General features: G+C 52.7%; 19 protein-coding genes, 5 tRNA genes and 1 pseudogene. 22 read left to right on the forward strand and 3 right to left on the reverse strand.

The genetic code is table 11. From position 1 onward, the window contains the following. The first annotated feature begins 382 nt into the window (after positions 1-382). A complete protein-coding gene (locus PZA18_RS19980; RefSeq protein WP_284102650.1) occupies positions 383-2575 on the forward strand; it encodes a PAS domain-containing sensor histidine kinase in 2193 nt (730 codons plus the stop codon). A 93-nt stretch (positions 2576-2668) separates the two neighbouring features. Here PZA18_RS19980 and mutM read toward each other — a convergent pair whose 3' ends face one another. Then, the gene (gene mutM / locus PZA18_RS19985; protein ID WP_284102651.1) at positions 2669-3481 is read right to left on the reverse strand and encodes a bifunctional DNA-formamidopyrimidine glycosylase/DNA-(apurinic or apyrimidinic site) lyase; all 813 of its coding nucleotides are present in this window, start codon (positions 3479-3481) and stop codon (positions 2669-2671) included. A gap of 42 nt (positions 3482-3523) precedes the next feature. Between mutM and PZA18_RS19990 the strand changes: the two genes are divergently transcribed. The 8 genes from PZA18_RS19990 to ychF all read left to right on the forward strand — a co-directional run bounded on the left by PZA18_RS19990 (position 3524) and on the right by ychF (position 10505). Further along, entirely contained in the window at positions 3524-5440 is a 1917-nt protein-coding gene (locus PZA18_RS19990) for a tetratricopeptide repeat protein (RefSeq protein ID WP_284102652.1), read from the forward strand. Positions 5441-5535: 95 nt separating this feature from the next. Next, positions 5536-6009 (forward strand): outer membrane lipoprotein LolB, encoded by a 474-nt coding sequence (locus PZA18_RS19995; protein WP_284102653.1) that lies wholly within the window; start codon positions 5536-5538, stop codon positions 6007-6009. After that, positions 6006-6869: a 4-(cytidine 5'-diphospho)-2-C-methyl-D-erythritol kinase gene (gene ispE / locus PZA18_RS20000; RefSeq protein WP_284102654.1), complete on the forward strand. Its 864-nt coding sequence runs from the start codon at positions 6006-6008 to the stop codon at positions 6867-6869. Before PZA18_RS19995 ends, ispE begins: the two co-directional genes overlap by 4 nt. A 13-nt stretch (positions 6870-6882) precedes the next feature. Then, a tRNA-Gln gene (locus PZA18_RS20005) sits at positions 6883-6957 on the forward strand. Between the two features lie 114 nt (positions 6958-7071). Beyond that, positions 7072-8004: a ribose-phosphate pyrophosphokinase gene (locus PZA18_RS20010; protein ID WP_308447434.1), complete on the forward strand. Its 933-nt coding sequence runs from the start codon at positions 7072-7074 to the stop codon at positions 8002-8004. 89 nt (positions 8005-8093) lie between these two features. After that, positions 8094-8678, forward strand: coding sequence for a 50S ribosomal protein L25/general stress protein Ctc (locus PZA18_RS20015; RefSeq protein ID WP_308447432.1), 585 nt, complete (start codon positions 8094-8096; stop codon positions 8676-8678). A 71-nt stretch (positions 8679-8749) separates the two neighbouring features. Beyond that, positions 8750-9376, forward strand: coding sequence for an aminoacyl-tRNA hydrolase (pth, locus tag PZA18_RS20020; RefSeq protein WP_284102655.1), 627 nt, complete (start codon positions 8750-8752; stop codon positions 9374-9376). Positions 9377-9413: 37 nt separating this feature from the next. Then, complete coding sequence (gene ychF / locus PZA18_RS20025; RefSeq protein WP_284102656.1) at positions 9414-10505, forward strand: redox-regulated ATPase YchF; 1092 nt, start codon at positions 9414-9416, stop codon at positions 10503-10505. Between the two features lie 95 nt (positions 10506-10600). Here the strand turns inward: ychF and gcvA are convergent, their stop codons facing one another. Then, positions 10601-11500, reverse strand: coding sequence for a transcriptional regulator GcvA (gene gcvA / locus PZA18_RS20030; RefSeq protein WP_284102657.1), 900 nt, complete (start codon positions 11498-11500; stop codon positions 10601-10603). Positions 11501-11705: 205 nt separating this feature from the next. Here gcvA and acnB point away from each other — a divergent pair, with 205 nt between their 5' ends. After that, on the forward strand, positions 11706-14300 hold the full coding sequence (acnB, locus tag PZA18_RS20035) for a bifunctional aconitate hydratase 2/2-methylisocitrate dehydratase (RefSeq protein WP_284102658.1): 2595 nt from the start codon (positions 11706-11708) through the stop codon (positions 14298-14300). Positions 14301-14429: 129 nt separating this feature from the next. On the opposite strand, the pseudogene PZA18_RS20040 reads toward acnB, so the two are convergent. After that, positions 14430-15411 (reverse strand): annotated as a pseudogene (locus PZA18_RS20040) (IS3 family transposase). A 354-nt stretch (positions 15412-15765) separates the two neighbouring features. Here PZA18_RS20040 and PZA18_RS20045 point away from each other — a divergent pair. From PZA18_RS20045 to rpoB, 12 genes are all read left to right on the forward strand, one after another. Continuing rightward, a tRNA-Tyr gene (locus tag PZA18_RS20045) sits at positions 15766-15850 on the forward strand. A 59-nt stretch (positions 15851-15909) separates the two neighbouring features. After that, positions 15910-15983 (forward strand) — tRNA-Gly (locus PZA18_RS20050). A 12-nt stretch (positions 15984-15995) separates the two neighbouring features. After that, positions 15996-16070 (forward strand) — tRNA-Thr (locus PZA18_RS20055). 40 nt (positions 16071-16110) lie between these two features. Then, positions 16111-17301, forward strand: a complete 1191-nt coding sequence (tuf, locus tag PZA18_RS20060) for an elongation factor Tu (protein ID WP_284102659.1) — start codon at positions 16111-16113, stop codon at positions 17299-17301. Positions 17302-17321: 20 nt separating this feature from the next. Continuing rightward, a tRNA-Trp gene (locus PZA18_RS20065) sits at positions 17322-17397 on the forward strand. Positions 17398-17481: 84 nt separating this feature from the next. Then, the gene (gene secE, locus PZA18_RS20070) at positions 17482-17844 is read left to right on the forward strand and encodes a preprotein translocase subunit SecE (protein ID WP_284102660.1); all 363 of its coding nucleotides are present in this window, start codon (positions 17482-17484) and stop codon (positions 17842-17844) included. A gap of 18 nt (positions 17845-17862) precedes the next feature. Continuing rightward, complete coding sequence (gene nusG, locus PZA18_RS20075; protein WP_284102661.1) at positions 17863-18396, forward strand: transcription termination/antitermination protein NusG; 534 nt, start codon at positions 17863-17865, stop codon at positions 18394-18396. 100 nt (positions 18397-18496) lie between these two features. Beyond that, positions 18497-18928: a 50S ribosomal protein L11 gene (gene rplK / locus PZA18_RS20080; protein ID WP_284102662.1), complete on the forward strand. Its 432-nt coding sequence runs from the start codon at positions 18497-18499 to the stop codon at positions 18926-18928. After that, positions 18929-19624 carry a 50S ribosomal protein L1 gene (rplA, locus tag PZA18_RS20085; RefSeq protein WP_284102663.1) on the forward strand — a complete coding sequence of 232 codons (696 nt, stop codon included), beginning with the start codon at positions 18929-18931 and terminating at the stop codon, positions 19622-19624. It begins immediately after the preceding gene. 248 nt (positions 19625-19872) lie between these two features. After that, on the forward strand, positions 19873-20370 hold the full coding sequence (gene rplJ, locus PZA18_RS20090; protein ID WP_284102664.1) for a 50S ribosomal protein L10: 498 nt from the start codon (positions 19873-19875) through the stop codon (positions 20368-20370). 46 nt (positions 20371-20416) lie between these two features. Continuing rightward, the gene (gene rplL / locus PZA18_RS20095; RefSeq protein WP_284102665.1) at positions 20417-20785 is read left to right on the forward strand and encodes a 50S ribosomal protein L7/L12; all 369 of its coding nucleotides are present in this window, start codon (positions 20417-20419) and stop codon (positions 20783-20785) included. A gap of 162 nt (positions 20786-20947) precedes the next feature. Continuing rightward, on the forward strand, positions 20948-25117 hold the full coding sequence (rpoB, locus tag PZA18_RS20100; RefSeq protein ID WP_284102666.1) for a DNA-directed RNA polymerase subunit beta: 4170 nt from the start codon (positions 20948-20950) through the stop codon (positions 25115-25117). Positions 25118-25126: the final 9 nt, after the last annotated feature.

Here is a 25126-nt window from a genome sequence, read left to right on the forward strand (position 1 = left end):
GCAGGGCGTCGTTAGGGTTCGTTTATTTAGCTCGCTAAACCTCACTCACCCTGCCTCGCCCTGCCCCAAAACTCGGCCCGGCGCGACCGGAAACAAAACGTCAACAGAGCCTAGGTGGATCAGCGCGCTCGAATTGCGTACCGATAAACCCTTTAACGCACGAATTACATTTTGGATGGCAGCTTGAGGAAATTTTTTTGTGTTCTTGATGTGCCCGCCGTCGCTTTGAGGAGAGTGCTGACATGACCGAGATTCGACCCCCAACGCATACACCAATCCGCGATGCCATGTGTCTCATCAATCGAGCACAAAAGCTTTCAAGACCTCCTACACTCAGAACAGTGTTTGACAACACCCTGGCGACAATTCTGACGACCGAGCAATGACTGCCATCTCTCCTCTGCACTGGTCCGCGTTACCAGCATTTGAATGGCTGGAGACTCCGGTATGGGTGCTCGATCCGCAAACGGTCGGTATTTGCTGGGCCAATGCCGCCGCTGTGCGCTTCTGGCGCGCCGAGTCGCTTGAGGAGCTGTTGCGGCGAGACTTCTCGGCCATCTCGCCGGCCGCCCGAACACGGCTGGATGCGCTGGCAGATATGGTGGCAACGGGTCAGATCGGCCACGACAGCATGATCTTTTACCCCTTGGGAGAACCGCTGCACGCTTTGGTGACGCGTGCCCCGATCGTTGATGAGGAAGGCCGGCAGCTGATTCTGTGTGAGGCGCGGACTCCTTCGCACGAGGCTGACTCGGCTACGCTGCGAGGGGTCGAGGCGATACGCCATACCTCGGCCATGATCAGCGTATTCAGCGCCGATGGTCAGGTATTGACCCAGAACATCGCCGCAGACAAGGCCTATGGCGCCATTGGTGTCTGCGAGCCGGAGTTCTTCCGGCGCCTGGTGGACCCGGTCATTGGCAGAGCCCTGTTTTCCCAGGCGCTCAAGCTTGGGTCGGCACGCATGCCGAATGTGCCGGTTCGCAGTCGGTTGCATATCTGCAGCCACCTGCTGGAGCTGGCCCGAGGCACGGACCCGGTAACAGGTCGGCGCTGTGTGATTGCCTATGAAGAGGATGTCACTTCCCGTCTGGAAATTGATGTCCAGCTACGCATGAGCCTGTTCACGCTTGATCATGCGCCGGGTGTGGTGCTGTGGCTGGAACCCAGTGGTCGTGTGCGCTACATCAATCAGTACGGTATGGCGCTGGCACAGCGACTGGAAAAACAGGGCGCCGAGTACATCTGGCAGATCGCCGAGATTGATCCTTCCCGCTGGCGGGCTTTCTGGCGTTATCTGAGCCACTGTGGCGATTCGCACAGTGAGCTGAAGATGACAGACGGGCAGCAACAGGTGCTCTATCTGGACTTGAACACCGTGCTGCTGACGTTTGATGGCCAGGAGCTGGCAATCTGCTTTGCCAGGGATATTTCGAGCCGCAAGGCGATGGAGCTGGCACTCAAGGCTTCTGAATCCCGCTTGGCCGAAGCTCAGCATCAGGCCCGCCTGGGGTTCTGGGAGTGGGATATCGAGAGCGGACGCATCCTGTGGTCAGACGAGACATCGCTGATCTTCGGGTTTCCGCCAGAGCTCGGGGCGCCGAATTACGCGACCATCGTTAACAGTATTCATCCCGCAGATCGCGAAGCTTTCCGAGCTGCCAATACGCAGGCCGTGGAAAAACGCGAGGCGTTTGATCTGGTGCTGAGGGTGGTAAGACCGGATCAGATTATCCGCTCCGTAAGGGGTTTGGGCGCACCGCAGACGGACGAATATGGCCGTGTGGTCAAGCTGTTTGGCACTTTGCAGGACATTACCGAGCAGCGCGAGGCCGACCGGTTGAAAAGCGAATTTGTCGCGACGGTGAGCCATGAGCTACGCACACCGCTGACATCCATCCGTGGTTCATTGGGTTTGCTGTTGGGTCCACTGGGGGCGGCGCTGCCTGGGCCGGCGCGAGAGCTGGTCGAAGTGGCGGACCGCAATACCCAGCGCCTGCTGGTGCTGATCAACGACCTGCTGGATATCGACAAGATTGCCTCCGGCAAAATGATGTTCGATACCGGTACCTGCCAGCTGGCCAAGCTGGTCGCGCAGTCCGTCGTGGCGATGCAGCCCTACGCTGAGCGCTTCAATGTGTATTTCGCACTGGATGGCGATGCGGATGGCTGGGTATGGGTGGATAGCAACCGGGTTGAGCAGGTGCTGGCCAATCTGCTCTCGAATGCAGCGAAATTTTCAGTGCCGGACCCGGATGATCCTGCCAGTCGTCTGGTGCGGGTCAGCATTCACCAGCAGGAGCCCGGCTGGCTGAGGGTGGCGGTGCAGGATCGCGGCAAAGGTATTCCGGCAGCACAGCAGGAGCGGTTGTTTCAGAAATTCTCCCAGCTGGATTCTTCCGATCGTCGCCGTAGCGGAGGGACTGGATTGGGGTTGTGGATCAGCAAGGCGCTGATCGAGCGTATGGGCGGTCGGATGGGCTTTGAAAGTGCAGAAGGGCAGGGCTCTGTTTTTTATTTTGATCTGCCGGAGTGCCCGGCCCCAGAGGCGATGCGAAATGGCCAGGCATCATAAAGCGGCGTCATTTCCCTGTCGGAACCTGGCTCTGTTGACGTTTTGTTTCCGATCCGGAAATAAAATGTCAACAGAGCCTAACGTCAACAGCACCTAGTGCTGACAGTTTATGCACCAGTAGGTGGAACGCTGGCCGAGACGGCTGCTGCGAATCGGGCTGCCGCAACACAGGCATGGTTGTTCTGCCCGGTCGTACACAAAGTATTGCTGCTGGAAGTAGCCGGGCTTGCCGCTCGAATCAACGAAGTCACGCAAGGTGCTGCCGCCCGCCTCAATGGCTGCCTGCAGGGTTTGCCTGATTGCAGCGTGCAGATCCATGCACTCGGCAAGTCTGACCGACGAGGCCGCTCGCAGTGGAAGGATGCCGGCTCGAAATAACGATTCGCTCGCGTAAATATTGCCAACGCCGACAACGAGCTTGCTATCCATGATGGCGATTTTCACGGCGCAGTGCCTGCGCTGCAGAGACTGGAAAAGAATCTCGGGTGTGAAATCGGAACCGAGTGGCTCAGGGCCAAGACTGGCTAATAATGGGTGAACGTTTGCGATTCCCGGCTGCCAAAGCAAGGCACCGAAGCGACGTGGGTCGCGCAGCCGTAAGGCCTGTTTCCCAAAGACGAGATCGACATGATCGTGTTTTTCGGCAGGTGAGTCCGCCGCAACTACCCGCAAGGAGCCAGACATGCCGAGGTGAAGGATCAGAAAACCATCACCAAGGTCTAACAATAGATATTTGCCGCGCCGTGTAACGGCCTGTACACGCTTCCCGACAGATCGCTCTGCCAAGTCTGGTGGAACGGGCCAGCGCAGGCTGGGATTGCGGACGATGACGGCACTGATGGCCTCGTGCTCGATTGCCGGAGCGATTCCCCTCCGGGTGGTTTCGACTTCGGGCAATTCGGGCATGGCTGGTGCTTTTCTTGCTGTAAAAAGGGGGTCGACTATACCATGTCATACACTTCGCTCATTGCCTTACCGGCCCGCCTCATGCTCTTACCTGTTCATACCGTGTTACCACCGATATTTCATCGACGCTTGTGTGCTGCTGCTGTCACGTTGGCATTACTGTCTGGTTGCGCTGCCGTATCGCCAGTTGTGACGCCTGTCAAAGCTTCTCCGGCTGAAGTCCCCGCAACATCCGTGGTGGCGCAGACCGACCAGACCGATGATGACGAGACCGTTCAGCCAGAGCCTGAGGCTACCGACAAAGCCGGTAAGACCGAAACCGCCGCCGTCGATGAGGCTGAAGTGGCGGAGCAGCAGCTGCTACCCAAGCTGGATATGGATTCGCGTCTGTTGTACAGCCTGCTTGTCAGCGATATTGCCGCACAGCGTGGTCAGCCACAGTTGGCCATGACCACTTATCTTGATCTGGCCAAGAAAACCAGAGACCCGCGCCTTGCCAGACGTGCACTGGAACACGCGATTACCTCCGGCCAGATCAACTTTGCCATTGATAGCGCGACGTTGTGGCTGGAGATTGATCCGAAGTCCTCAACGGCGTTGCATACCCTGGTCTCCATGCTGGTGCGCACCAATCGCTTGAGCGAAGCCGAGCCGCATCTGGCCAAGCTGATTGCGGCGCGCCCTGCCGAAGCAGGTAATTCACTCCTGCAACTACGTTCACTGTGGAATAAACAATCTGATAAGCAAGCCGTTCTGGTCTTGACCCAGGCTTTGGCCAAACCCTATGCCGATCTGCCAGAAGCCGCGTTGGCATTAGGATTCGCAGAACAAGCGGCAGGTCATGCGGATAAGGCGCTAGTTCAGGTTGATCTGGCTCTCAGTCGTAGACCGGGTTGGGACATTGCCATCCTGTTAAAGGCGCACTTGCTGGAAGGGCGCTCCGAGAAGGAAGCTTTGGAGTTTCTCGCTGAGCAGTCGGTACGGTATCCGCAGGCCAAGGAAGTGCGGATGTCTTATGCCCGCAATCTGATTGATGCCCGTCGCTTGGCTGATGCGCGCAAGGTTTACGACGTATTAAACCGTGACTTCCCCGATACACTGGAAATCGTTGTTGGTCTGGGCATGACGGCAATGCAGGGGCGTGATTACCGTCAGGCAGAGTCAGCTTTTGTGCATGCATTGGATCTCAAGCCTCGTAATCCTGCTGCCATTCGCTACTACCTGGGCGTAACTGCCGAAGAACAGCGTAACTTTGACCGGGCAATGGACTGGTACCGTAGCGTGCCGGATGGGGATTACCGCGATGACGCAGATCGGCGCTTGGTCCACATCTACTCGCGCCAGGGCCAGAAAGAGCCGGCCTTGGCTTTGGCCGAGAAAATGCCGGTAGATACCGAGTCGAACAAGATCATGAAGGCCCAGACCTTGGCGCAGATCCATCGGGAGAACAAAGATCTGACCGCTGCGCGTAAAGTGCTTGATACAGCATTGAAAGAGTTTCCGAATAGCACTGATCTTCTCTATGACCGCTCCCTGATTTCCGAACAGCTGGGGCAGCTTGATGTGGCTGAACGGGACTTGCGTCGTTATCTGGAGATCAAACCAAACAGCGCAACGGCGCTCAATGCTTTGGGTTATACCCTGGCGGCAAGAACGTCACGTCTGGACGAAGCTGAGCATTTGATTGGGCAAGCCTTGGCGATTGAACCGGATAACCCGGTCATTATTGATAGCAGCGGTTGGCTGCAATATCGCCGCGGCAATTTTCAGGAAGCTGCGCGCCAATTGAAGCGCGCTTTTGAACTGTTGCCTGATCCAGAAATAGCTGCTCATCTGGGCGAAGTCCTGTGGCAACTGAATCAGCGGGATGAGGCGCTTAAGGTCTGGGATCAGGGTAAGCAGCTTGATCCCAAGCACGACGTGCTTGCAGACACCATCAAGCGGTTGACCGGAAAGTGAGTGGCGGCCGACTTTTCACCGCGAGCCTGGTCGCGCTGTTGTTGACGGGATGTGCAACACCAGGTAGCACGCCTCGTCTGATGGGGCTGACATCCTTGCCAGAACGTTTTGAGGTGGATGGACGTATTGCGGCAAAGGTTGATGGTGAAGGCTATCAAGCGAATTTTGTCTGGCGCCATTTGCAGGATGGAGATGCAATAGATGTTCAGTCGCCTCTCGGACTGACGCTGGGAAGAATGGAGCTTCAGGGTAGTACTGCCCGCTTTTTCGATAGACATGGTGCTCTGCGGGCCGATGGCGATATGGAGCGACTGACCGCTCGTGAGCTGGGATGGCCGCTGCCGGCGGCGGGCCTGCGCTATTGGCTGTTGGGCTTGGCAGATCCCGACTCTCCCTCCAGTTGGTCCGAAAATTCCGAAGGACGGCTACTCAGCCAATATGGCTGGCAAGTCGAGTTTACCGGCGCACAGAATGAGGCGCCTAGTCGCTTGATACTGCGGCGGGAAGGGCTGGAGGTGCGCATAGCCCTTCATGATTGGCGTATCGACACCCCCTCAATCAAACCATGACATATCACTCACCCGAACAAAGACCGGGGTTTCTGGCTTTGCCTGCCCCGGCCAAACTCAATCTATTCCTGCATGTAAATGGTCGTAGGCCTGATGGCTACCATCTCCTGCAGACACTGTTTCGATTCATCGACTATGGCGATACTGTCTATCTTCGCGTGAGAGAGGATGGGGCCATCAACCGTGTTGATCCAATTCCCGGGGTGCCTGCTGAATCTGATCTGACTGTACGTGCTGCAAAGTTGCTACAAGACCATACTGGCTCGCGGTTGGGCGTAGACATTGGTCTGGAAAAGCGGCTGCCGATGGGCGGGGGGCTTGGCGGGGGGAGTTCCGATGCAGCTACCGTATTAATTGGTCTCAATACGCTCTGGCAACTGGGTTTGTCCCGCAGGGAATTGCAGAGCCTCGGTTTAAAACTAGGAGCGGATGTTCCGGTATTTATTTTCGGCCGCAATGCATTTGCTGAAGGAATTGGTGAATCATTACAAGCTGTTGAGCTGCCAGATCGCTACTACTTGGTGCTTGTTCCCCCTGTTTCCATTTCTACGGCGGAAATTTTTTGTGATGAAGGCTTGACAAGGGATACGCCCCTCATTAATATGGCGGTCTTTCCGATGACGACGATGCGAAACGATTTGCAGTCAGTTGCTTGTCGGAAATACCCGGTCGTTAGAAAATATATAGATCTACTTTCTGGTAAGTCTAAAGCAATGATGACAGGGTCTGGGGCGTGTGTGTTTGCTGAGTTTGAAAGCCTCGAAGCCGTGCAAGAAGCAAAAAAAGTCTTGTGTGCTGATATCGATGGTTTTTCAGCGTTCGGTTTAAACCAGCATCCTTTATTGAGTTGGCCTGTTTGATCAGGAAGATTCTAGGGGAGTCGCCAAGTGGTAAGGCAGCGGATTTTGATTCCGCCATTCGTAGGTTCGATCCCTACCTCCCCTGCCAGATTTAAGGTGGTTGCTGATGGCTGCCACGAAATACAGTAAGGTAAAAAAAGCGTGTAATGACGATTACACGCTTTATTTTTTTCAGGAGCACGCAGTGGCTTATGAGAGTTTGATGGTATTTACTGGCAATGCTAATCCTCAGTTGGCGGAGAGCGTTGTTAAGCATCTTGATATTTCTCTGGGCCGTGCCTCCGTAGGTCGATTCAGTGATGGTGAAGTCACTGTTGAACTGCTTGAAAATGTCCGTGGTCGTGATGTGTTTGTCCTGCAATCGACCTGTGCTCCGACCAATGACAATCTCATGGAAGTTCTGCTGACGGTTGATGCCTTGAAGCGTGCTTCTGCTGGTCGTGTTACTGCTGCTATTCCTTACTATGGCTATGCCCGGCAAGATCGTCGCCCGCGCAGTGCCCGAGTCCCCATTACTGCAAAACTGGTCGCAAATATGCTCACCGCTTCTGGTGTGGATCGTCTGTTGACAGTTGATTTACATGCAGATCAGATTCAGGGTTTCTTTGATATTCCGGTCGATAATATTTATGCCACCCCTGTGTTGTTGGCAGATGTTCAGGCTCGGCAATATGAAGATCTGATGGTGGTTTCTCCTGATGTGGGAGGTGTTGTACGTGCTCGCGCAATGGCTAAGCAGTTGCATACTGACCTTGCCATCATTGATAAGCGTCGGCCAAAAGCAAATGTTGCTGAAGTCATGCACATTATTGGTGATGTGTCCGGTCGAACCTGTCTGATCATGGACGACATGGTTGATACCGCCAACACACTGTGTAAAGCGGCTCAGGCTCTCAAAGAGCACGGCGCGAAGCGCGTTCTTGCATATGCGACGCATCCTGTCTTATCGGGCCCCGCTGTGGAGCGGATTATTCAGTCCGATCTGGATGAAGTAGTTGTGACTGATACCATTCCATTGTCTGAGGCTGCCCGCCAATCCGGCCGTATTCGAGTCGTATCGATTGCGCCATTGCTGGCGGAGACTATGCGTAGGATTAATAACGAAGAGTCCGTTTCCACCTTATTTGTGGATTGAGGTGATTGAAGTTTTTCGGGAGGCGCGATGCGCCTCCTTTTGTTTGGCGTAATCTGGTCGCGGATTGCGCTTGTTAATCGGAGGTTGTTATGAAGTTTGAAGTTATTGCCGCTAGCCGTGACGTACAGGGTACTGGAGCGAGCCGCCGCCTGCGTCGTACTGGTAAGGTTCCTGCAATTGTTTACGGTGCTAACCAAGAGCCGAAGGCTATTGAGTTGGATCACAATGCGATGTACTACGCATTGCAAGCTGAAGCTTTCCACGCTTCCATTCTGGATCTGGTTGTTGACGGCAAGTCTGAAAAGGCCTTGCTGCGTAGCGCTCAGTACCATCCATGGAAGCAGCAGATTCTGCACATCGACTTTCAGCGTGTAGATCCTACTCAGAAGATTCACATCAAGGTGCCATTCCACTTTATCAATGGTGATGTGGCTCCTGGTGTTAAGACTGGTGGTGGTACTGTTGCTCACGTTGCTACTGATGCAGATGTATCTTGCCTGCCAAGTCAGTTGCCAGAGTTCATTACTGTTGATTTGAAGGATCTGCAAGCCGGTCAGTCGATCCATTTGTCAGACATTGCTCTGCCTGAAGGTCTTGAATTTGTTACCCTCAAGCATGGTGACAACGCTACTGTTGTTTCGATCATCGCTCCTAAGGGTGGTTCGGCCGAGTAAGCTTGGCTTGAATCAAGAAATCAGGAACGGCTCGCCAAGGCGGGCCGTTTTGTCGTTTGAAGGAAGGTTTCATGTCGCAAACGGTGATTCGGCTGGTAGTTGGTTTGGGAAATCCCGGCGCTGAATATGTTGATACACGGCACAATGCCGGCTTCTGGTGGGTAGATGCACTGGCGCATGATTTAAAGTGTGAGCTTCGTCCTGAAACCAAATTCCACGGACAGGCCGGAAAGGCCCGGTCCGGAGATGGAGAAGTTTGGCTGCTGCAGCCTATGACTTACATGAATCGTTCGGGGCATGCAGTGGCGGCCATTGCGCGTTTCTACAAGATTTTGCCGGAAGAAATTCTGGTGGTGCATGATGAGCTGGATCTGCTGCCAGGGGAATCGAAACTCAAACAGGGGGGTAGCCATGCTGGGCACAATGGCTTGCGCGATATACAAGCTATGCTGGGTAGCCCCAATTTCTGGCGCTTGAGGATTGGAATTGGCCATCCGCGGACACTGGGTTTGAATCAACCTGTCGCAGATTTTGTGCTGCACCGCCCCAGGCAACCAGAGCAACCGCAAATCGATGATGCGATCGCGAGAACGCTGAATGCCTGGAAGTGGTTGTCCCAGGGGGATTTTGCCAAGGCGACTATGACAATCAATACCAAGCCAAAATCCAAGCCGACTACTGCTGACAAATCAGCCTGAACGACAAATCGCAACCGTTTTTCACAAAGGAACACCCATGAGTCTTAAATGCGGCATTGTTGGGCTGCCCAATGTTGGCAAATCCACCTTATTCAATGCGTTGACCAAAGCAGGCATTGCGGCTGAAAACTACCCATTCTGTACTATCGAGCCCAATGTAGGCATCGTCGAAGTACCGGATCCGCGCTTGGCCGAATTATCGAAAATCGTAAATCCACAAAAAGTTCAGCCTGCCATTGTAGAGTTTGTCGATATCGCGGGCTTGGTCAAAGGTGCTAGCAAGGGTGAGGGTTTGGGTAACCAATTCCTGGCGAATATTCGCGAAACCGATGCAATTGTGAATGTTGTACGTTGCTTTGATGATGAAAATGTCGTGCATGTGGCTGGGCAGGTCGATCCCATTGCAGATATTGAAGTGATCGTGACGGAACTGGCTCTGGCAGATCTGACCGCCGTCGAGAAGGCTATCCAGCGTGAAGGTAAGCGTGCCAAGTCAGGCGATAAAGAAGCTCAGAAGCTGGTGGCGGCTTGCGAAAAGTTGCTGCCACATTTGAATGAAGGCAAGCCGGCACGGACGCTCGCATTGGGTGAAGAAGATCTGGCACTGCTCAAACCCTTGTGCCTACTGACAATCAAGCCTGCAATGTACGTTGGCAATGTGCTTGAAGACGGTATGGAGAACAATCCGCATCTGGAACGGCTACGTGCTCACGCCGCAAAAGAAGGGGCGCCTGTTGTGGCGTTGTGCGCCAAGATTGAGGCAGAACTGGCCGATTTGGATGAGGACGACAAAGTAGCATTCCTGGCAGATCTCGGTCTGGAGGAGTCTGGCCTGAATCGCTTGATCCGGGCGGGTTACAAGCTGCTTGGCCTGCAGACCTACTTCACGGCAGGCGTAAAAGAAGTCCGCGCCTGGACCATCCACGTTGGAGATACTGCACCGCAGGCTGCTGGAGTGATCCACACCGACTTCGAGCGCGGTTTCATTCGGGCCCAAACTATTTCGTATGCGGATTACATCAGCTACAAGGGTGAGCAAGGTGCTAAAGAGGCCGGCAAGATGCGCTCTGAAGGCAAAGAGTATGTTGTGCAGGATGGAGATGTGATGAATTTTCTGTTCAACGTCTAATACTGCAAACTCCTTGCTGGAAGTACAGACCCTGCCTCGGCGGGGTTTTTTGTTTTCAGGGGTGTTGGATTGCTATACAGGTGGGGTAGATGGGTTCAGGCGTGGCTGACAGATTGGGAGGCATCTGCCTCCAGCCATTCGCAGAAGCTGGTGATGGCTGGGTCGTTCATCAGGGCTCGCGGGATAATCCAGCAATAGCCTCGTACCGAAACCTGTGGGCCGGGGAGTGGAGCGACCAGCATGCCGCTGGCGATTTTCGCCTGCATCATTGGCAAGGGGCCCAGGGTGATGCCCCAGCCATCGATTGCTGCCTGTAGAGCGAGGTAGAAGTGATCGAACTGCTGAGTGGCGGCGGGCTTCAGATCTGGAATGCCAGCGAGGGTCTGCCAGCGTTGCCACGCGGTAGGCCGGGTATCAGCAATCAGTAGCGTGTGTCTGGCAAGATCGGCTGGCTCCCTGATTGGTAGACGCTCCAGCAGGGCAGGGCTGCATAGTGGAAGCTCCGACTCATTGAGAAACGGCTTGACGATGTATCCGGGCCAGTCTCCAGGGCCGCGCCGGATGGCGATGTCGAATGGCGTATCCAGACGGCTGATATCCCGGTCCGATGTCACCATGCGTAATTCAATTTCAGGGTGACTGCGCTGGAATTCTGGCAAATGAGGCAAGAGCCAATGCATTGCCAGGGTGGGCGTTGAGTTGACCACAAGACGCCGCTGCCGGTTGGGTTGCATGACCTCGGCAGTGGCATTGGCAATCAGATCCAGCCCATCTTGAATCTGCACCAGATAGCGCCAGCCAGAGTCGGTGAGTTTCACCCGTCGGCCTGTGCGTTCAAACAAGGTGACTCCCAGCCATGCCTCCAGCTGTTTGATCTGTTTGCTGATGGCACCGTGTGTGACAAAAAGTTCATCGGCGGCGGTGGAGAAACTGCCGAGACGTGCTGCGGCTTCAAAAGCACGCAGGGCATTCAGCGGGGGAAGTGACTGGCTCATTGTGTGATTTTATCTCACAAGTGATGTGGCGATTACTCGTTTGTGTCCAACATGGCAAAAGCGTAATCTTCGTTCATCAAACCCTTTGGGCTGGCTGTGCAGATTCCTTCGAGAAGATGCTTATTTCAGGCTATACCAATTAAAATTCCGGGTTTACTGGCACTCCGAGTGCCCTTCCTTGCTTAATTCTTCGAAAGGTCAAGCCATGCTAGAAGCCTATCGCCAGCACGTTGCAGAGCGTGCCGCTCTCGGCATTCCCCCGCTACCACTTTCCGCTCAGCAGGTTGCTGATCTGGTTGAGCTGCTGAAGACGCCCCCGACAGGTGAAGAAAGTGCGCTGGTAGAACTGATCACTCATCGCGTTCCCCCGGGTGTGGATGATGCCGCCAAGGTTAAGGCCTCATTCTTGGCCTCCGTGGCCGATGGCCATACCAAAAGCCCCCTTATCGACCGTGCTCATGCCACGCGTTTGCTTGGCACCATGGTTGGCGGTTACAACGTCAAGCCGCTGATTGATTTGTTGGCGGACGCTGAAGTTGGTGGCATTGCAGCTGAGGGTCTGAAGAAGACCCTGCTGGTATTCGATTATTTCCACGATGTCAAAACCCTGGCTGATGGTGGCAATGCAAATGCCAAGGCGGTATTGCAGAGCTGGGCGGATGCGGAATGGTTTACCAGCCGGCCAGAGGTAGAGCAAAAGATTACCGTCACCGTATTCAAGGTGCCGGGCGAAACCAATACTGACGACTTATCGCCAGCGCCCGACGCTTGGAGCCGTCCTGACATTCCGCTGCATTATCTGGCTATGTTGAAAAACACCCGTCCCGACGCGGCGTTCAAGCCTGAGGAGGATGGCAAGCGTGGCCCAATGGCTTTCATTGATGAGCTGAAGAAAAAAGGTCATCTGGTTGCCTATGTAGGGGACGTGGTTGGTACAGGTTCTAGCCGCAAGTCCGCTACCAACTCGGTAGTGTGGGCGACCGGCCAGGATATTCCGTTTGTGCCCAACAAGCGTTTTGGTGGGGTGACGCTGGGTGGCAAGATTGCGCCGATCTTCTTCAACACGCAGGAAGACTCCGGTTCTCTGCCGATTGAGGTGGATGTTTCCAAGTTGGAAATGGGCGATGTCATCGACGTCTATCCGTACTCCGGAAAAATCGAGAAGAATGGCGCTGTCGTTGCAGAATTCGCCCTGAAGAGCGAGGTGATTCTGGATGAAGTGCGCGCGGGTGGCCGTATCAACCTGATTATCGGTCGCGGCCTGACTTCCAAGGCCCGTGAGGCGCTGGGTTTGCCAGTTTCCAATGTATTCCGTTTGCCTAAGGCGCCGGTTGATTCCGGTCGTGGTTTCTCGTTGGCACAGAAAATGGTTGGCCGCGCCTGTGGTCTGCCAGAAGGTCAAGGCGTGCGCCCCGGTACCTACTGTGAGCCTAAGATGACTACTGTTGGTTCGCAAGACACCACCGGCCCGATGACTCGTGACGAGTTGAAGGACTTGGCGTGCCTTGGATTCAGCGCCGACATGGTTATGCAATCGTTCTGTCATACCGCTGCTTATCCGAAGCCGGTTGATGTGAAGATGCACAAGGAGCTGCCGGCCTTCATCAGTACCCGTGGCGGTGTTGCATTGCGCCCAGGTGATGGCGTAATCCACAGCTGGTTGAACCGTTTGCTGCTGCCGGATACCGTGGGCACTGGCGGAGATTCACATACCCGTTTCCCGATTGGTATTTCCTTTCCTGCTGGTTCGGGTTTGGTAGCCTTTGCTGCGGCAACGGGCGTGATGCCACTCGATATGCCGGAATCTGTTCTGGTTCGCTTCAAGGGCAAAATGCAGCCTGGCGTAACCTTGCGTGATCTGGTCAATGCCATTCCGCTGTATGCCATCAAGCAAGGTTTGCTGACTGTTGCCAAGGCTGGCAAGAAAAATATCTTTTCTGGCCGTATTCTGGAAATCGAAGGTCTGCCCGATCTGAAGGTTGAGCAGGCATTTGAGCTGTCTGATGCATCGGCTGAACGTTCCGCAGCAGGCTGCACAGTACACCTCGATAAGGCACCGATCATTGAGTACATGACGTCGAATATCACGTTGATGAAGACGATGATTGCGAATGGTTATCAGGATGCCCGCACGCTGGAGCGCCGTATCAAGGCAATGGAAGCCTGGATTGCCAAGCCGGAGTTGCTGAAGGGGGATGCCGATGCTGAGTATGCAGCAGTGATCGAAATTGATCTGGCAGACATTCACGAGCCAATTGTTGCGTGCCCGAATGATCCCGATGACGTGAAGACCTTGAGCGAAGTCGCTGGAGCCAAGATTGATGAAGTGTTCATTGGTTCGTGCATGACCAACATCGGTCATTTCCGTGCCGCATCCAAGCTGCTGGAAGGCAAACGGGATATTCCTGTGAAGCTCTGGGTGGCACCGCCTACCAAGATGGATGCCGAACAGCTGACCAATGAAGGCCACTACGGTACCTTTGGCACGGCGGGCGCCCGGATGGAAATGCCAGGATGTTCTTTGTGTATGGGCAATCAGGCGCAGGTGAAGGAAGGGGCAACGGTTATGTCTACTTCTACACGTAACTTCCCGAATCGCTTAGGCAAGAACTCCAATGTCTACCTTGGTTCGGCTGAGCTGGCTGCCATTTGCTCCAAGCTGGGCCGCATCCCGACCAAAGAAGAGTACATGGCCGATATTGGTGTTTTGAATGCCAAGGCGAGTGAGGTTTACAGATACATGAACTTCAATGAGATCAAGGATTATCAAGATCTCGCTGACACTGTCGCGGTAAAGTAAACCGATTAGCAGAGGCGCCCCGAATTCGGGGTGTGCTGATCTCAAACTTGGCCCTGCCGATGGCGGGGCCTTTTTATTGGTTCAAAGACGATGGTAATTCCCCATTTTTAAAGGGGATCAGAAGTAGGGTCAGGTGGCTATGGCCAGCCGCTGTTTTGGAATGATGCCGCCCAAGGCTATATTCGGGCGTTCATGATGGCGAAGCCAGAGCCAGCGCGTTGCGTGCTCCTGAACCTCGGAGATCGCTCGAACAGGTGATGACCCAGCCAATCATAGCGGACGGTGTGGTTAACTCGATCAATGTATGTGTATGCGTTTTGCTGCGGCTTGCCGAGCTGAATGCGGCCCAGCCGAATGCCGCTTTTCAGCACCCGGTCGGTCAGCTCCTTACCAAGGTACTCCGGGCCGTTGTCACTGCGGATGGCAGCTGGCTTCCCTCGCCATTCGATGACCTGCTCAAGGGCACGCATAATCCGTTCGGTTGGTAAGGACAGATCAATATCCATCGCCAGCGCCTCGCGGTTGAAGTTATCAATAATGTTCAGTAACCGGAAATTGCGCCCATCAGCCAGTTGGTCATGCATGACGTCCATCGCCAGGATTGATTGATCGTTGCAGGCGCGGCCAGCGGCCCCAGTCGGTTGCGTACGATTCGTTTGCGCGATTTATACGCAAATTGAGCTTAAGCTCGTGATGGATGCGATATACCAGCTTGTGATTCCAGAGGTAGCCTTGCACGTTGCGCAGGAACAGAAAGCACAGACCATGCGTCGAGCGGATCAGGTGGTCGGCGATCTGGACATGCTCTGACGAGCCGTTTGCCTGATAGCGGTAGCAGGATTCGCTGATTCCGAACGCCGAACAGGCCATTCGGATACCTATCCCCCGGTCTGGTGTTTCACGGCTTGGAGCGCGAGATGGCTTCAACATTTTTTTTAAGGGCGTCCCTGACGACCTCTGCCTTTAGCCGCTCTTCGGCATACCTCTTCTTCTGCCGGGCATTCTCGGCTTCCAGCTCTGTGAGCGGAGTCATCAGCGAGGCATCCATGCCGCCTACTCCCTGCTTCAGCACCGCCTGGATCTGGCTGTCCGCAAACCTAGATCTTTGTATCTGAGAGAACTCCCTCTATTCGACAAAATTCTATTTATGATCTCTGCGATTCTTCGGGGGGCAAGACGAAGAGGAGCGAAGGGTAATGGCTGATGGTAGCCAAGCGAATCAATGGCTGAGAAAAGTATGCATGTTCAGTGCGGCTTACGGATTGAACAACGCAAATAGACATCGCATTGATCAAGGTTCAAAGATAAATATGATTGAGTTTTGTTTTTCAATAATTTGATTTATTATCAATTGGTTGGGTGAGTTTTTCGTGGTTAAGACAAGCGAGGCGTACGAAAAGAGGAATAAATTTCAAAAAAAGCTTTGACAACTCTTTCCTGTTTCTCCATAATGCACAGCTCTTCAGGAGGGATTCCCGAGCGGTCAAAGGGATCAGACTGTAAATCTGACGGCTCTGCCTTCGAAGGTTCGAATCCTTCTCCCTCCACCAAAGTAATTTGCGGTGTGAAGAATGGTCTGTGCGGTTGGATCATGTTCAGGCTCTCGTGTGCGGGTGTAGCTCAATGGTAGAGCAGAAGCCTTCCAAGCTTACGACGAGGGTTCGATTCCCTTCACCCGCTCCAGCTTTGCGGAATGCCCATGTAGCTCAGAGGTAGAGCACTCCCTTGGTAAGGGAGAGGTCATGAGTTCAATTCTCATCATGGGCTCCATTCGCTTGATAGTTTCAGGCTTTCAAATCAAGGAAATATCATGGCAAAAGAGAAGTTTGAGCGGACGAAGCCGCATGTGAACGTAGGGACTATTGGTCACGTAGATCATGGAAAGACCACGTTGACCGCAGCGATTACAACCATCTTGTCACGCAAGTTTGGCGGTATTGCAAAAGCTTACGATCAAATTGATAGTGCTCCGGAAGAAAAGGCGCGTGGTATTACGATTAATACCGCGCACGTTGAGTATGAGACTGAGAATCGCCACTATGCTCACGTAGATTGCCCTGGCCATGCTGATTATGTGAAGAACATGATTACGGGTGCGGCCCAGATGGATGGTGCGATTTTGGTTGTGTCGGCTGCTGATGGTCCGATGCCTCAGACTCGGGAGCATATTCTGTTGGCTCGCCAGGTGGGTGTTCCTTATATCATCGTGTTCATGAATAAGTGTGACATGGTTGATGATGCTGAGCTGCTTGAACTGGTTGAGATGGAAGTTCGTGAGCTTCTTTCGAAGTATGATTTCCCTGGTGATGACATTCCTATCATCAAGGGTTCTGCGCTGAAGGCTTTGGAAGGTGATCAGTCTGAGGTGGGTGAGCCGGCAATTTTCCGTTTGGCAGAAGCGCTGGATACTTACATTCCTCAGCCTGAGCGAGCCGTAGATGGCGCTTTCCTGATGCCGGTTGAGGATGTGTTCTCGATTTCCGGTCGGGGTACGGTTGTGACTGGCCGTGTTGAGCGCGGTATTGTTAAGGTTGGCGAAGAAATTGAAATTGTTGGCATTCGCGCCACCCAAAAGACGACTTGTACTGGTGTGGAGATGTTCCGCAAGTTGTTGGATCAGGGTCAGGCGGGTGACAATATTGGTGCCTTGCTTCGCGGTACTAAACGTGAAGATGTTGAGCGTGGTCAAGTATTGGCGAAGCCGGGTAGTATCACTCCGCACACGAAGTTTGCTGCAGAAGTCTATGTTTTGAGCAAAGATGAAGGAGGCCGTCATACCCCGTTCTTTAATGGGTATCGCCCTCAGTTCTACTTCCGCACGACCGATGTTACTGGATCGGTTGAATTGCCTGCAGGTACGGAGATGGTCATGCCGGGTGACAACGTTGCGATTACTGTGTCGTTGATTGCTCCGATTGCGATGGAGCAAGGTTTGCGGTTTGCTATTCGTGAAGGTGGCCGTACCGTTGGTGCGGGCGTTGTGTCGAAAGTGTTGGAATAAAAGACTTTTTTTGACTTTTTAGGCGAGTAGCTCAATTGGCAGAGCACCGGTCTCCAAAACCGGGGGTTGGGGGTTCGAGGCCCTCCTCGCCTGCCAGAATGTCATATAATCTTAGCTGGCCGTTTCCTGATTTTTTGGAAGCGGCCAACTCATATGTACTGCTGAAATGCGGTTGCTTAGATGGAAAATTTAGACAAGCTAAAGATCGTAATTGCATTGCTGTTGGTTGTGCTTGGGGTTTCGGGTTACTACGTGATGCCTGTTGGGGATTCAATGAAATGGGTCCGAGTCTTCTCTGTGGTTTTTGGGGTTGTTGGAGGAGGGGGCGTTTTATTGTTTTCGACTCCGGGCAAAGAGTTTTTAGTATATGCACGAGAGTCTTACAGGGAGGCTCAGAAGGTAGTTTGGCCGAGCCGAAAAGAAGTATGGCAGATTACGGGGTTTGTTTTTCTTTTTGTATTGGTGTTGGCCGTATTTATGCTGACGGTCGATAAGAGCTTGGAGTGGTTGCTATATGAGCAATTGCTTGGCCGCGCTCGATAAATATTTGTGGGGATTGTGATGTCAATGCGCTGGTATGTGGTTCATGCCTATTCAGGCTTTGAGAAGACAGTGCAGAAAGCTCTGAAAGAGCGTATAGAACGTGCGTCCGTACAGCATATGTTCGGCCAGATTCTTGTTCCGGTTGAAGAGGTTGTGGAAATGAGGAATGGCCACAAAGCTTTGACTGAACGAAAGTTCTTTCCTGGTTATGTTCTGGTTGAAATGGACATGACTGACGAGACTTGGCACCTAGTGAAAAATACGCCAAAGGTTACGGGGTTTGTTGGCGGCTCAGGGATGCGCCCAACTCCAATCAGCAAGCGAGAGGTTGATAACATTCTTCAGCAAATGCAAGATGGCGTGGATAAACCGAAGCCGAAAGTCCTTTTTGAGGTCGGGGAAACATTGCGTGTAACGGAAGGGCCATTTGCTGATTTTAATGCGACGGTAGAAGAAGTTAATTACGACAAAAATAAATTGCGTGTTTCTGTTTTGATTTTTGGCCGTGCTACGCCGGTTGAAGTTGATTTTTCTCAAGTTGAAAAGATTTAATTGGCAAAATCATTGTTTTTGAGCTGGATTGTTTGATGTCCAGTTTTTACGGGAAGCAAGCAATTGTTTGCGCTATACCCTTTTATTGGAGTGAGCTTCGATGGCAAAAAAAGTAGTAGGTTATGTAAAGCTGCAGGTTCCTGCAGGCAAAGCAAATCCATCCCCGCCAATTGGACCGGCATTGGGGCAGCGCGGTCTGAATATTATGGAGTTCTGCAAGGCATTTAATGCTCAGACCCAGGGTATGGAGCCGGGCTTGCCAATTCCGGTTGTAATCACTGCATATGCAGATAAGTCGTTCACGTTTGTACTGAAAACGCCCCCAGCGACAATCTTGATCAAGAAGGCTGCAGGTGTGCAAAAAGGTAGTTCCAAGCCTCATTTGGATAAGGTTGGAAAGTTGAGCCGTGCTCAGCTTGAAGATATAGCGAAGGCTAAACAACCTGATCTGACCGCGGCTGATATGGATGCGGCAGTTCGCACGATCGCTGGGTCGGCTCGTAGCATGGGTATTGAAGTGGAGGGCGTATAAATGGCTAAGATTTCCAAACGTATGCAAGCTCTCCAGGGGCGTATTGATCGTAATAAGCTGTACCCGGTCCAAGAGGCTTTGTCCTTAGTTAAAGAGGGCGCCACGGCTAAATTCAACGAGTCAATTGATGTGGCAATTAACTTGGGGGTTGATGCTCGCAAGTCGGACCAAATTGTTCGCGGTTCTGTCGTCCTCCCAAAGGGCACTGGTAAGAGTGTTCGTGTTGCAGTATTTGCTCAGGGTGCAAACGTAGAGACCGCGAAGTCTGCTGGTGCAGATGTTGTTGGTTTTGATGACTTGGCGGAGCAAATCAAGGGCGGCTTCATGGATTTCGATATCGTGATTGCAACTCCTGATGCAATGCGAGTAGTCGGTCAGCTTGGTCAAATTTTGGGACCTCGTGGTTTGATGCCGAATCCGAAGGTCGGTACTGTTACTCCCAACGTCGCCGAGGCAGTAAAGAACGCCAAGGCTGGTCAGGTTCAGTACCGTACAACTAAGGAGGGCTTGATTCATTGCACAATCGGCCGCGCCTCCTTTGATGTCGCTGCCTTGCAGGAAAACTTATCTGCTTTGCTCGATGCGTTACAGAAAGCGAAGCCTGCTACATCAAAAGGTACTTATCTGCGCAAAATCGCCGTCTCTAGCACTATGGGTGTTGGCGTTCGCGTAGATCAAACGTCCTTGCAGGCGTAGTCAGAGCTGGTTGCTCTGATGCAGTAAGACTTTGGGCTAGCGAGGTTGTCTCGCTAGACAGTCAAAGACCGTAGGGGACTGATAACTCAGTCTTAATTTTCCGATGATATACGAAACCCTACGCAGATGGTTGCCCGGACAGGTTATTCAGTATTACGAGTTTGTAGTGCCTAGATACTCCTGACCTCGGTTTCCATATCTTTGGATCGCGATTTGCAGTAAGTCGCAATCTTGATAGGAGGTAGACCTTGAGTCTCAATATTGACGATAAGAAAGCCGTAGTGGCTGAAATTTCGGCTGAAGTTGCAAAAGCTGAAACCATGGTCGTGGCTGAGTATCGTGGTATTCAGGTCGGCGCGATGACCAAGCTGCGTGCTGCCGCACGCAGTCAGGGTGTTTATTTGCGTGTCTTGAAGAACACGTTAGCTCGTCGTGCGGTGGCAGATACTCCGTTCGCAGGGCTGGCTGATCATATGGTTGGTCCGCTTGTTTATGGGATTTCCGCTGATCCAGTTGCAGCAGCAAAGGTATTGCACGATTTTGCAAAGAACAACGACAAGATTGTCATTAAGGCCGGTTCGTATAGCGGCAAGGTGATGAGTGTTGCTGAAGTTGTTCAACTCGCCTCGATTCCAAGTCGCGAAGAGTTGCTTTCGAAGCTTCTGTTTGTTATGCAGGCTCCTGTTTCTGGTATGGCACGTGCCGTTGCTGCACTGGCAGAAAAGAAGCAGTCCGAAGCAGCTTGATTTTCGACACAGTTTTTAAGACATATTTGTATTCAGGAGTAACAAAATGGCTCTGACCAAAGAAGACATTCTCGAAGCAGTAGGTGGCATGACCGTTATGGAATTGAATGACCTGGTGAAGGCATTCGAGGAGAAGTTTGGTGTTTCTGCTGCTGCAGTTGTTAGTGGTAGTGGTCCGGCTCAAGCTGCTGCCGTTGAAGAGAAGACAGATTTTGACGTTATCTTGACCGGTGCCGGTTCCAACAAGGTTGGCGTGATTAAGGTTGTTCGCGAACTGACCGGTTTAGGTCTGAAGGAAGCCAAGGACCTGGTTGATGGCGCACCTAAGACCGTTAAGGAAGGCACTCCTAAGGCTGATGCCGAAGCTATGGTCAAGAAGTTGATCGAAGCTGGTGCAACAGCTGAAATGAAATAAGTATTGTTGTAGAGATGTAGAGAGGCTGGCGGAGTAGTCCGCCAGCCTTCTTGCGCTTGTATGCTGTTAGGTTTTTGGTTCTAAATTCAGAAAACAAACGTAAGCGGCTCGCTAGGGCCGATTAGGTTTGTTTTTTGCGCCCCAGCTCTGATTGGAGACTCTATGAGTTACTCGTTCACCGAGAAAAAACGCATTCGTAAAAGCTTCGCGAAGCGGGCGAGCGTCTTGGATGTGCCATACCTGCTTGCTACTCAGATCGATTCGTATACTGAATTTCTGCAGCTAGGCGTCGCAGTGGATGCTCGCACTAACATCGGCTTGCAAGCGGCTTTCAACTCGATTTTTCCGATAGTAAGCCATAATGGATTTGCAAGGCTTGATTTCGTGAGTTATGCGCTCGGCGAGCCTCCATTTGATGTTGTTGAGTGTCAGCAACGTGGGATTACTTTTGCGGCACCGCTGCGCGCACGGGTTCGATTGACTATCTTTGATCGCGATTCTGCAAAGCCGACGGTTAAAGAAGCGAAAGAGCAGGAAGTCTATATGGGTGAGATCCCGTTGATGACTCGAAATGGCTCTTTCATCATCAACGGTACCGAGCGCGTGATTGTGTCTCAGCTTCACCGTTCACCAGGTGTGTTCTTTGAGCACGATCGTGGTAAGACCCACTCCTCGGGCAAGCTTCTATTCTCTGCGCGCATCATTCCTTACCGTGGCTCTTGGTTGGATTTCGAATTTGATCCAAAAGACTTGCTATATTTCCGCATTGACCGTCGCCGTAAGATGCCGGTCTCTATCTTGATGAAGGCTCTGGGTTACACGCCAGAGCAAATTCTTAGCGAGTTTTTTGATTTTGATACGATTCAGTTTGATGGCGACATGTTGTATCTGGAGGCCGTGCCAGAGCGTCTGAAGGGTGAAGTCGCAAAATTTGACATTGTTCTGGATGATGGTCGGGTATTGGTTCAGAAAGATAAGCGAATTACCGCCAAGACTATCAAGGATCTCCAACAGGCTGGCGTTACGCGGATTGCCATCCCTGCAGATTTTGTTTTAGGCCGTGTTTTAGGCCGAAATGTGGTGAGTGCGGATACGGGCGAGTTGATTGCGCGTGCAAATGAGGAAATCACCGAAGATACACTCGATAAGTTCGAGGATCATGGCATTACAGAGGTGAAGGTTCTCTATACAAATGACTTGGATCAGGGTGCATATATTTCGGCAACCCTGAGAACCGATGACACTCAGGACCGCACCTCTGCGCGTGTGGCGATCTATCGCATGATGCGTCCTGGGGAGCCGCCGACAGAGGATGCGGTTGAGGCATTGTTCCAGGGTCTGTTCTTCTCCGAAGATCGCTATGATCTGTCTGCCGTTGGCCGTATGAAGTTTAACCGTCGTGCATATCCTGATCGCAGCGACGAGAAGGCACCGGGTTGGCAGCGTCGTTTCTACTCGCGCGTTGGGGTGCAAGGGATTATCGGTTCTGGCGTGTTGTCTACAGATGACATCGTTGCGGTAATTGGCATCTTGGTTGAGTTGCGTAATGGGCGAGGTGAGGTTGACGATATCGATCACTTAGGTAATCGCCGTGTCCGTTCGGTCGGTGAATTGGCGGAGAATCAGTTCCGAGCAGGTTTGGTGCGTGTTGAGCGTGCGGTGAAAGAAAGGCTGTCTCAGGCTGAAAGTGAAAACTTGATGCCGCATGACCTGATCAACGCTAAGCCTGTTTCAGCGGCTATTAAGGAGTTTTTTGGTTCATCTCAGCTTTCGCAGTTTATGGATCAGACAAACCCATTGTCTGAAATCACCCATAAGCGTCGCGTCTCTGCGCTCGGACCGGGTGGTTTGACTCGTGAGCGGGCGGGCTTTGAGGTCCGAGACGTACACCCGACCCACTACGGCCGTGTGTGTCCGATTGAAACTCCTGAAGGTCCAAACATTGGTTTGATCAACTCGCTAGCTGTGTATGCGAGAACCAATCAGTATGGCTTCTTAGAGACTCCCTACCGGAAAGTGATCGATAGCAAGGTAACAGACGAGATCGAATATCTGTCGGCTATTGAAGAGGGCAAGTACGTTATTGCGCAGGCTAATGCCAAGTTAAATGACGAAGGCATTTTGGTGGACGAGCTGGTTACTTGCCGAGAGCATGGTGAAACCATCGTGGCCCGTCCCGAGCGTGTCCAGTACATGGACGTTGCGCCCTCTCAAATCGTGTCAGTTGCTGCGTCGCTGATTCCGTTCCTTGAGCATGATGATGCAAACCGGGCGCTGATGGGTGCGAACATGCAGCGACAGGCTGTTCCATGTTTGCGTCCGGAGAAGCCGTTTGTCGGCACTGGTATTGAGCGGACTTGCGCGGTTGACTCCGGTACCGCAGTAAAGGCACTACGCGGCGGCCGTGTTGATTACGTCGATGCTAACCGTGTGGTGGTTCGGGTTAATGATGATGAGACTAGTGCTGGTGAGGTTGGTGTCGATATATACAACCTGACCAAGTACACGCGTTCCAACCAGAATACCAATATCAACCAGCGGCCGATTGTGCGGGTTGGCGACGTAATTGCCCGCAATGATGTGATTGCTGACGGCGCATCAACCGATCTTGGGGAGTTGGCGCTAGGCCAGAATTTGCTTGTGGCGTTTATGCCATGGAACGGTTTCAACTACGAAGATTCGATTCTGATTTCCGAGAACGTGGTTGCTGATGACCGCTACACCTCAATTCATATTGAGGAATTGTCGGTTGTCGCTCGTGATACCAAGCTCGGACCAGAAGAAATTACGCGCGATATATCCAATCTGTCCGAACGTATGCTGGGTCGGTTGGATGAGTCAGGCATTGTTTACATCGGCGCTGAAGTCGAAGCTGGCGACGTTTTGGTTGGTAAGGTCACGCCAAAGGGTGAGACGCAGCTGACACCTGAAGAGAAGCTGCTTCGCGCGATTTTTGGTGAGAAAGCTTCCGACGTTAAAGACACCTCGTTGCGTGTTCCATCAGGCATGAGCGGTACGGTGATTGATGTTCAGGTGTTTACCCGTGAGGGCATTGATCGGGACAAGCGTGCGCAGTCCATCATTGATGATGAATTGAAGCGCTTCCGCCTTGACTTGAACGATCAGCTGCGGATTTTGGAGAATGATGCTTTCGAACGTATCGAACGCATGATCACCGGACGCGTCGCGAATGGAGGTCCTAAGCGTCTCGCGAAGGGTGCGGAAGTCAATAAGGAATACCTGGATTCGCTGTCCCGTCACGACTGGTTTGATATTCGTTTGGCCGACGAAGATATTGCCAAGCAGCTTGAGCTGGTAAAAGAAAACCTGGCTCAAAAGCGGATTGAGTTTGACCAACGCTTTGATGAGAAGAAGCGCAAGCTGACACAAGGCGATGAATTGCCTCCCGGCGTTCAGAAAATGGTCAAGGTCTATGTTGCGGTTAAGCGTCGTCTGCAGCCTGGTGACAAAATGGCGGGCCGTCACGGCAACAAGGGTGTTGTATCCAAGATTCTGCCAATTGAGGATATGCCGCATATGGCAGATGGTACCCCGATGGATATCGTGCTGAATCCGCTAGGCGTTCCGTCCCGTATGAACGTTGGTCAGATTTTGGAAACTCATCTGGGATGGGCTGCCAAAGGCTTAGGCAAACGCATTGATGAGATGCTCCGCGAGCAGAGAAATGTGTCTGAGCTAAGGACTTTTGTTGATCGGCTTTATAACTCTACAGGCAAGCAAGAAGCCATCAATGAGATGCAGGATTCCGAAGTCATGGAACTCGCTCAAAATCTGCGCCGTGGCGTGCCGTTTGCAACGCCAGTGTTTGACGGTGCAAAGGAAAGTGAAATCCGGGCTATGCTGGATTTGGCTTATCCGGATGAGGATCCGCGCACCAAGCAGCTTGGCTTTACCCCGACCAAGACACAGCTGACGCTGTACGATGGCCGTACTGGCGAGGCGTTTGACCGACCGGTTACCGTTGGGTATATGCATGTGCTCAAGCTGCACCACTTGGTGGACGACAAGATGCACGCTCGTTCCACTGGCCCATACTCACTGGTTACCCAGCAGCCATTGGGTGGTAAAGCGCAGTTCGGTGGTCAGCGTTTTGGTGAGATGGAAGTTTGGGCACTAGAAGCATACGGGGCGTCGTATACCCTGCAGGAGATGTTGACCGTTAAGTCGGACGATGTCGGTGGTAGAACCAAGATGTACGAAAACATCGTTAAGGGTGATCACAAGATTGATGCGGGTATGCCGGAGTCCTTCAATGTTCTGGTTAAGGAAATCCGCTCGCTCGGTATTGATATCGACTTGGAACGTTACTGACTTGGCGTG

Source organism: Parachitinimonas caeni, assembly GCF_030129945.1.
GTDB classification, from domain to species: Bacteria; Pseudomonadota; Gammaproteobacteria; order Burkholderiales; family Chitinimonadaceae; genus Parachitinimonas; species Parachitinimonas caeni.

What these genes read in the sequence shown, in the direction of transcription:
- ispE (WP_284102654.1), top strand. Translation starts at nt 6,006, where the DNA reads ATGACATATCACTCACCCGAACAAAGACCGGGGTTTCTGGCTTTGCCT.
- mutM (WP_284102651.1), bottom strand. Translation starts at nt 3,481, where the DNA reads ATGCCCGAATTGCCCGAAGTCGAAACCACCCGGAGGGGAATCGCTCCG.
- rplL (WP_284102665.1), top strand. Translation starts at nt 20,417, where the DNA reads ATGGCTCTGACCAAAGAAGACATTCTCGAAGCAGTAGGTGGCATGACC.
- acnB (WP_284102658.1), top strand. Translation starts at nt 11,706, where the DNA reads ATGCTAGAAGCCTATCGCCAGCACGTTGCAGAGCGTGCCGCTCTCGGC.
- PZA18_RS19980 (WP_284102650.1), top strand. Translation starts at nt 383, where the DNA reads ATGACTGCCATCTCTCCTCTGCACTGGTCCGCGTTACCAGCATTTGAA.
- PZA18_RS20010 (WP_308447434.1), top strand. Translation starts at nt 7,072, where the DNA reads ATGGTATTTACTGGCAATGCTAATCCTCAGTTGGCGGAGAGCGTTGTT.
- PZA18_RS19990 (WP_284102652.1), top strand. Translation starts at nt 3,524, where the DNA reads ATGTCATACACTTCGCTCATTGCCTTACCGGCCCGCCTCATGCTCTTA.
- rpoB (WP_284102666.1), top strand. Translation starts at nt 20,948, where the DNA reads ATGAGTTACTCGTTCACCGAGAAAAAACGCATTCGTAAAAGCTTCGCG.
- pth (WP_284102655.1), top strand. Translation starts at nt 8,750, where the DNA reads ATGTCGCAAACGGTGATTCGGCTGGTAGTTGGTTTGGGAAATCCCGGC.
- ychF (WP_284102656.1), top strand. Translation starts at nt 9,414, where the DNA reads ATGAGTCTTAAATGCGGCATTGTTGGGCTGCCCAATGTTGGCAAATCC.
- PZA18_RS20015 (WP_308447432.1), top strand. Translation starts at nt 8,094, where the DNA reads ATGAAGTTTGAAGTTATTGCCGCTAGCCGTGACGTACAGGGTACTGGA.
- gcvA (WP_284102657.1), bottom strand. Translation starts at nt 11,500, where the DNA reads ATGAGCCAGTCACTTCCCCCGCTGAATGCCCTGCGTGCTTTTGAAGCC.
- rplA (WP_284102663.1), top strand. Translation starts at nt 18,929, where the DNA reads ATGGCTAAGATTTCCAAACGTATGCAAGCTCTCCAGGGGCGTATTGAT.
- rplK (WP_284102662.1), top strand. Translation starts at nt 18,497, where the DNA reads ATGGCAAAAAAAGTAGTAGGTTATGTAAAGCTGCAGGTTCCTGCAGGC.
- tuf (WP_284102659.1), top strand. Translation starts at nt 16,111, where the DNA reads ATGGCAAAAGAGAAGTTTGAGCGGACGAAGCCGCATGTGAACGTAGGG.
- nusG (WP_284102661.1), top strand. Translation starts at nt 17,863, where the DNA reads ATGTCAATGCGCTGGTATGTGGTTCATGCCTATTCAGGCTTTGAGAAG.
- secE (WP_284102660.1), top strand. Translation starts at nt 17,482, where the DNA reads ATGGAAAATTTAGACAAGCTAAAGATCGTAATTGCATTGCTGTTGGTT.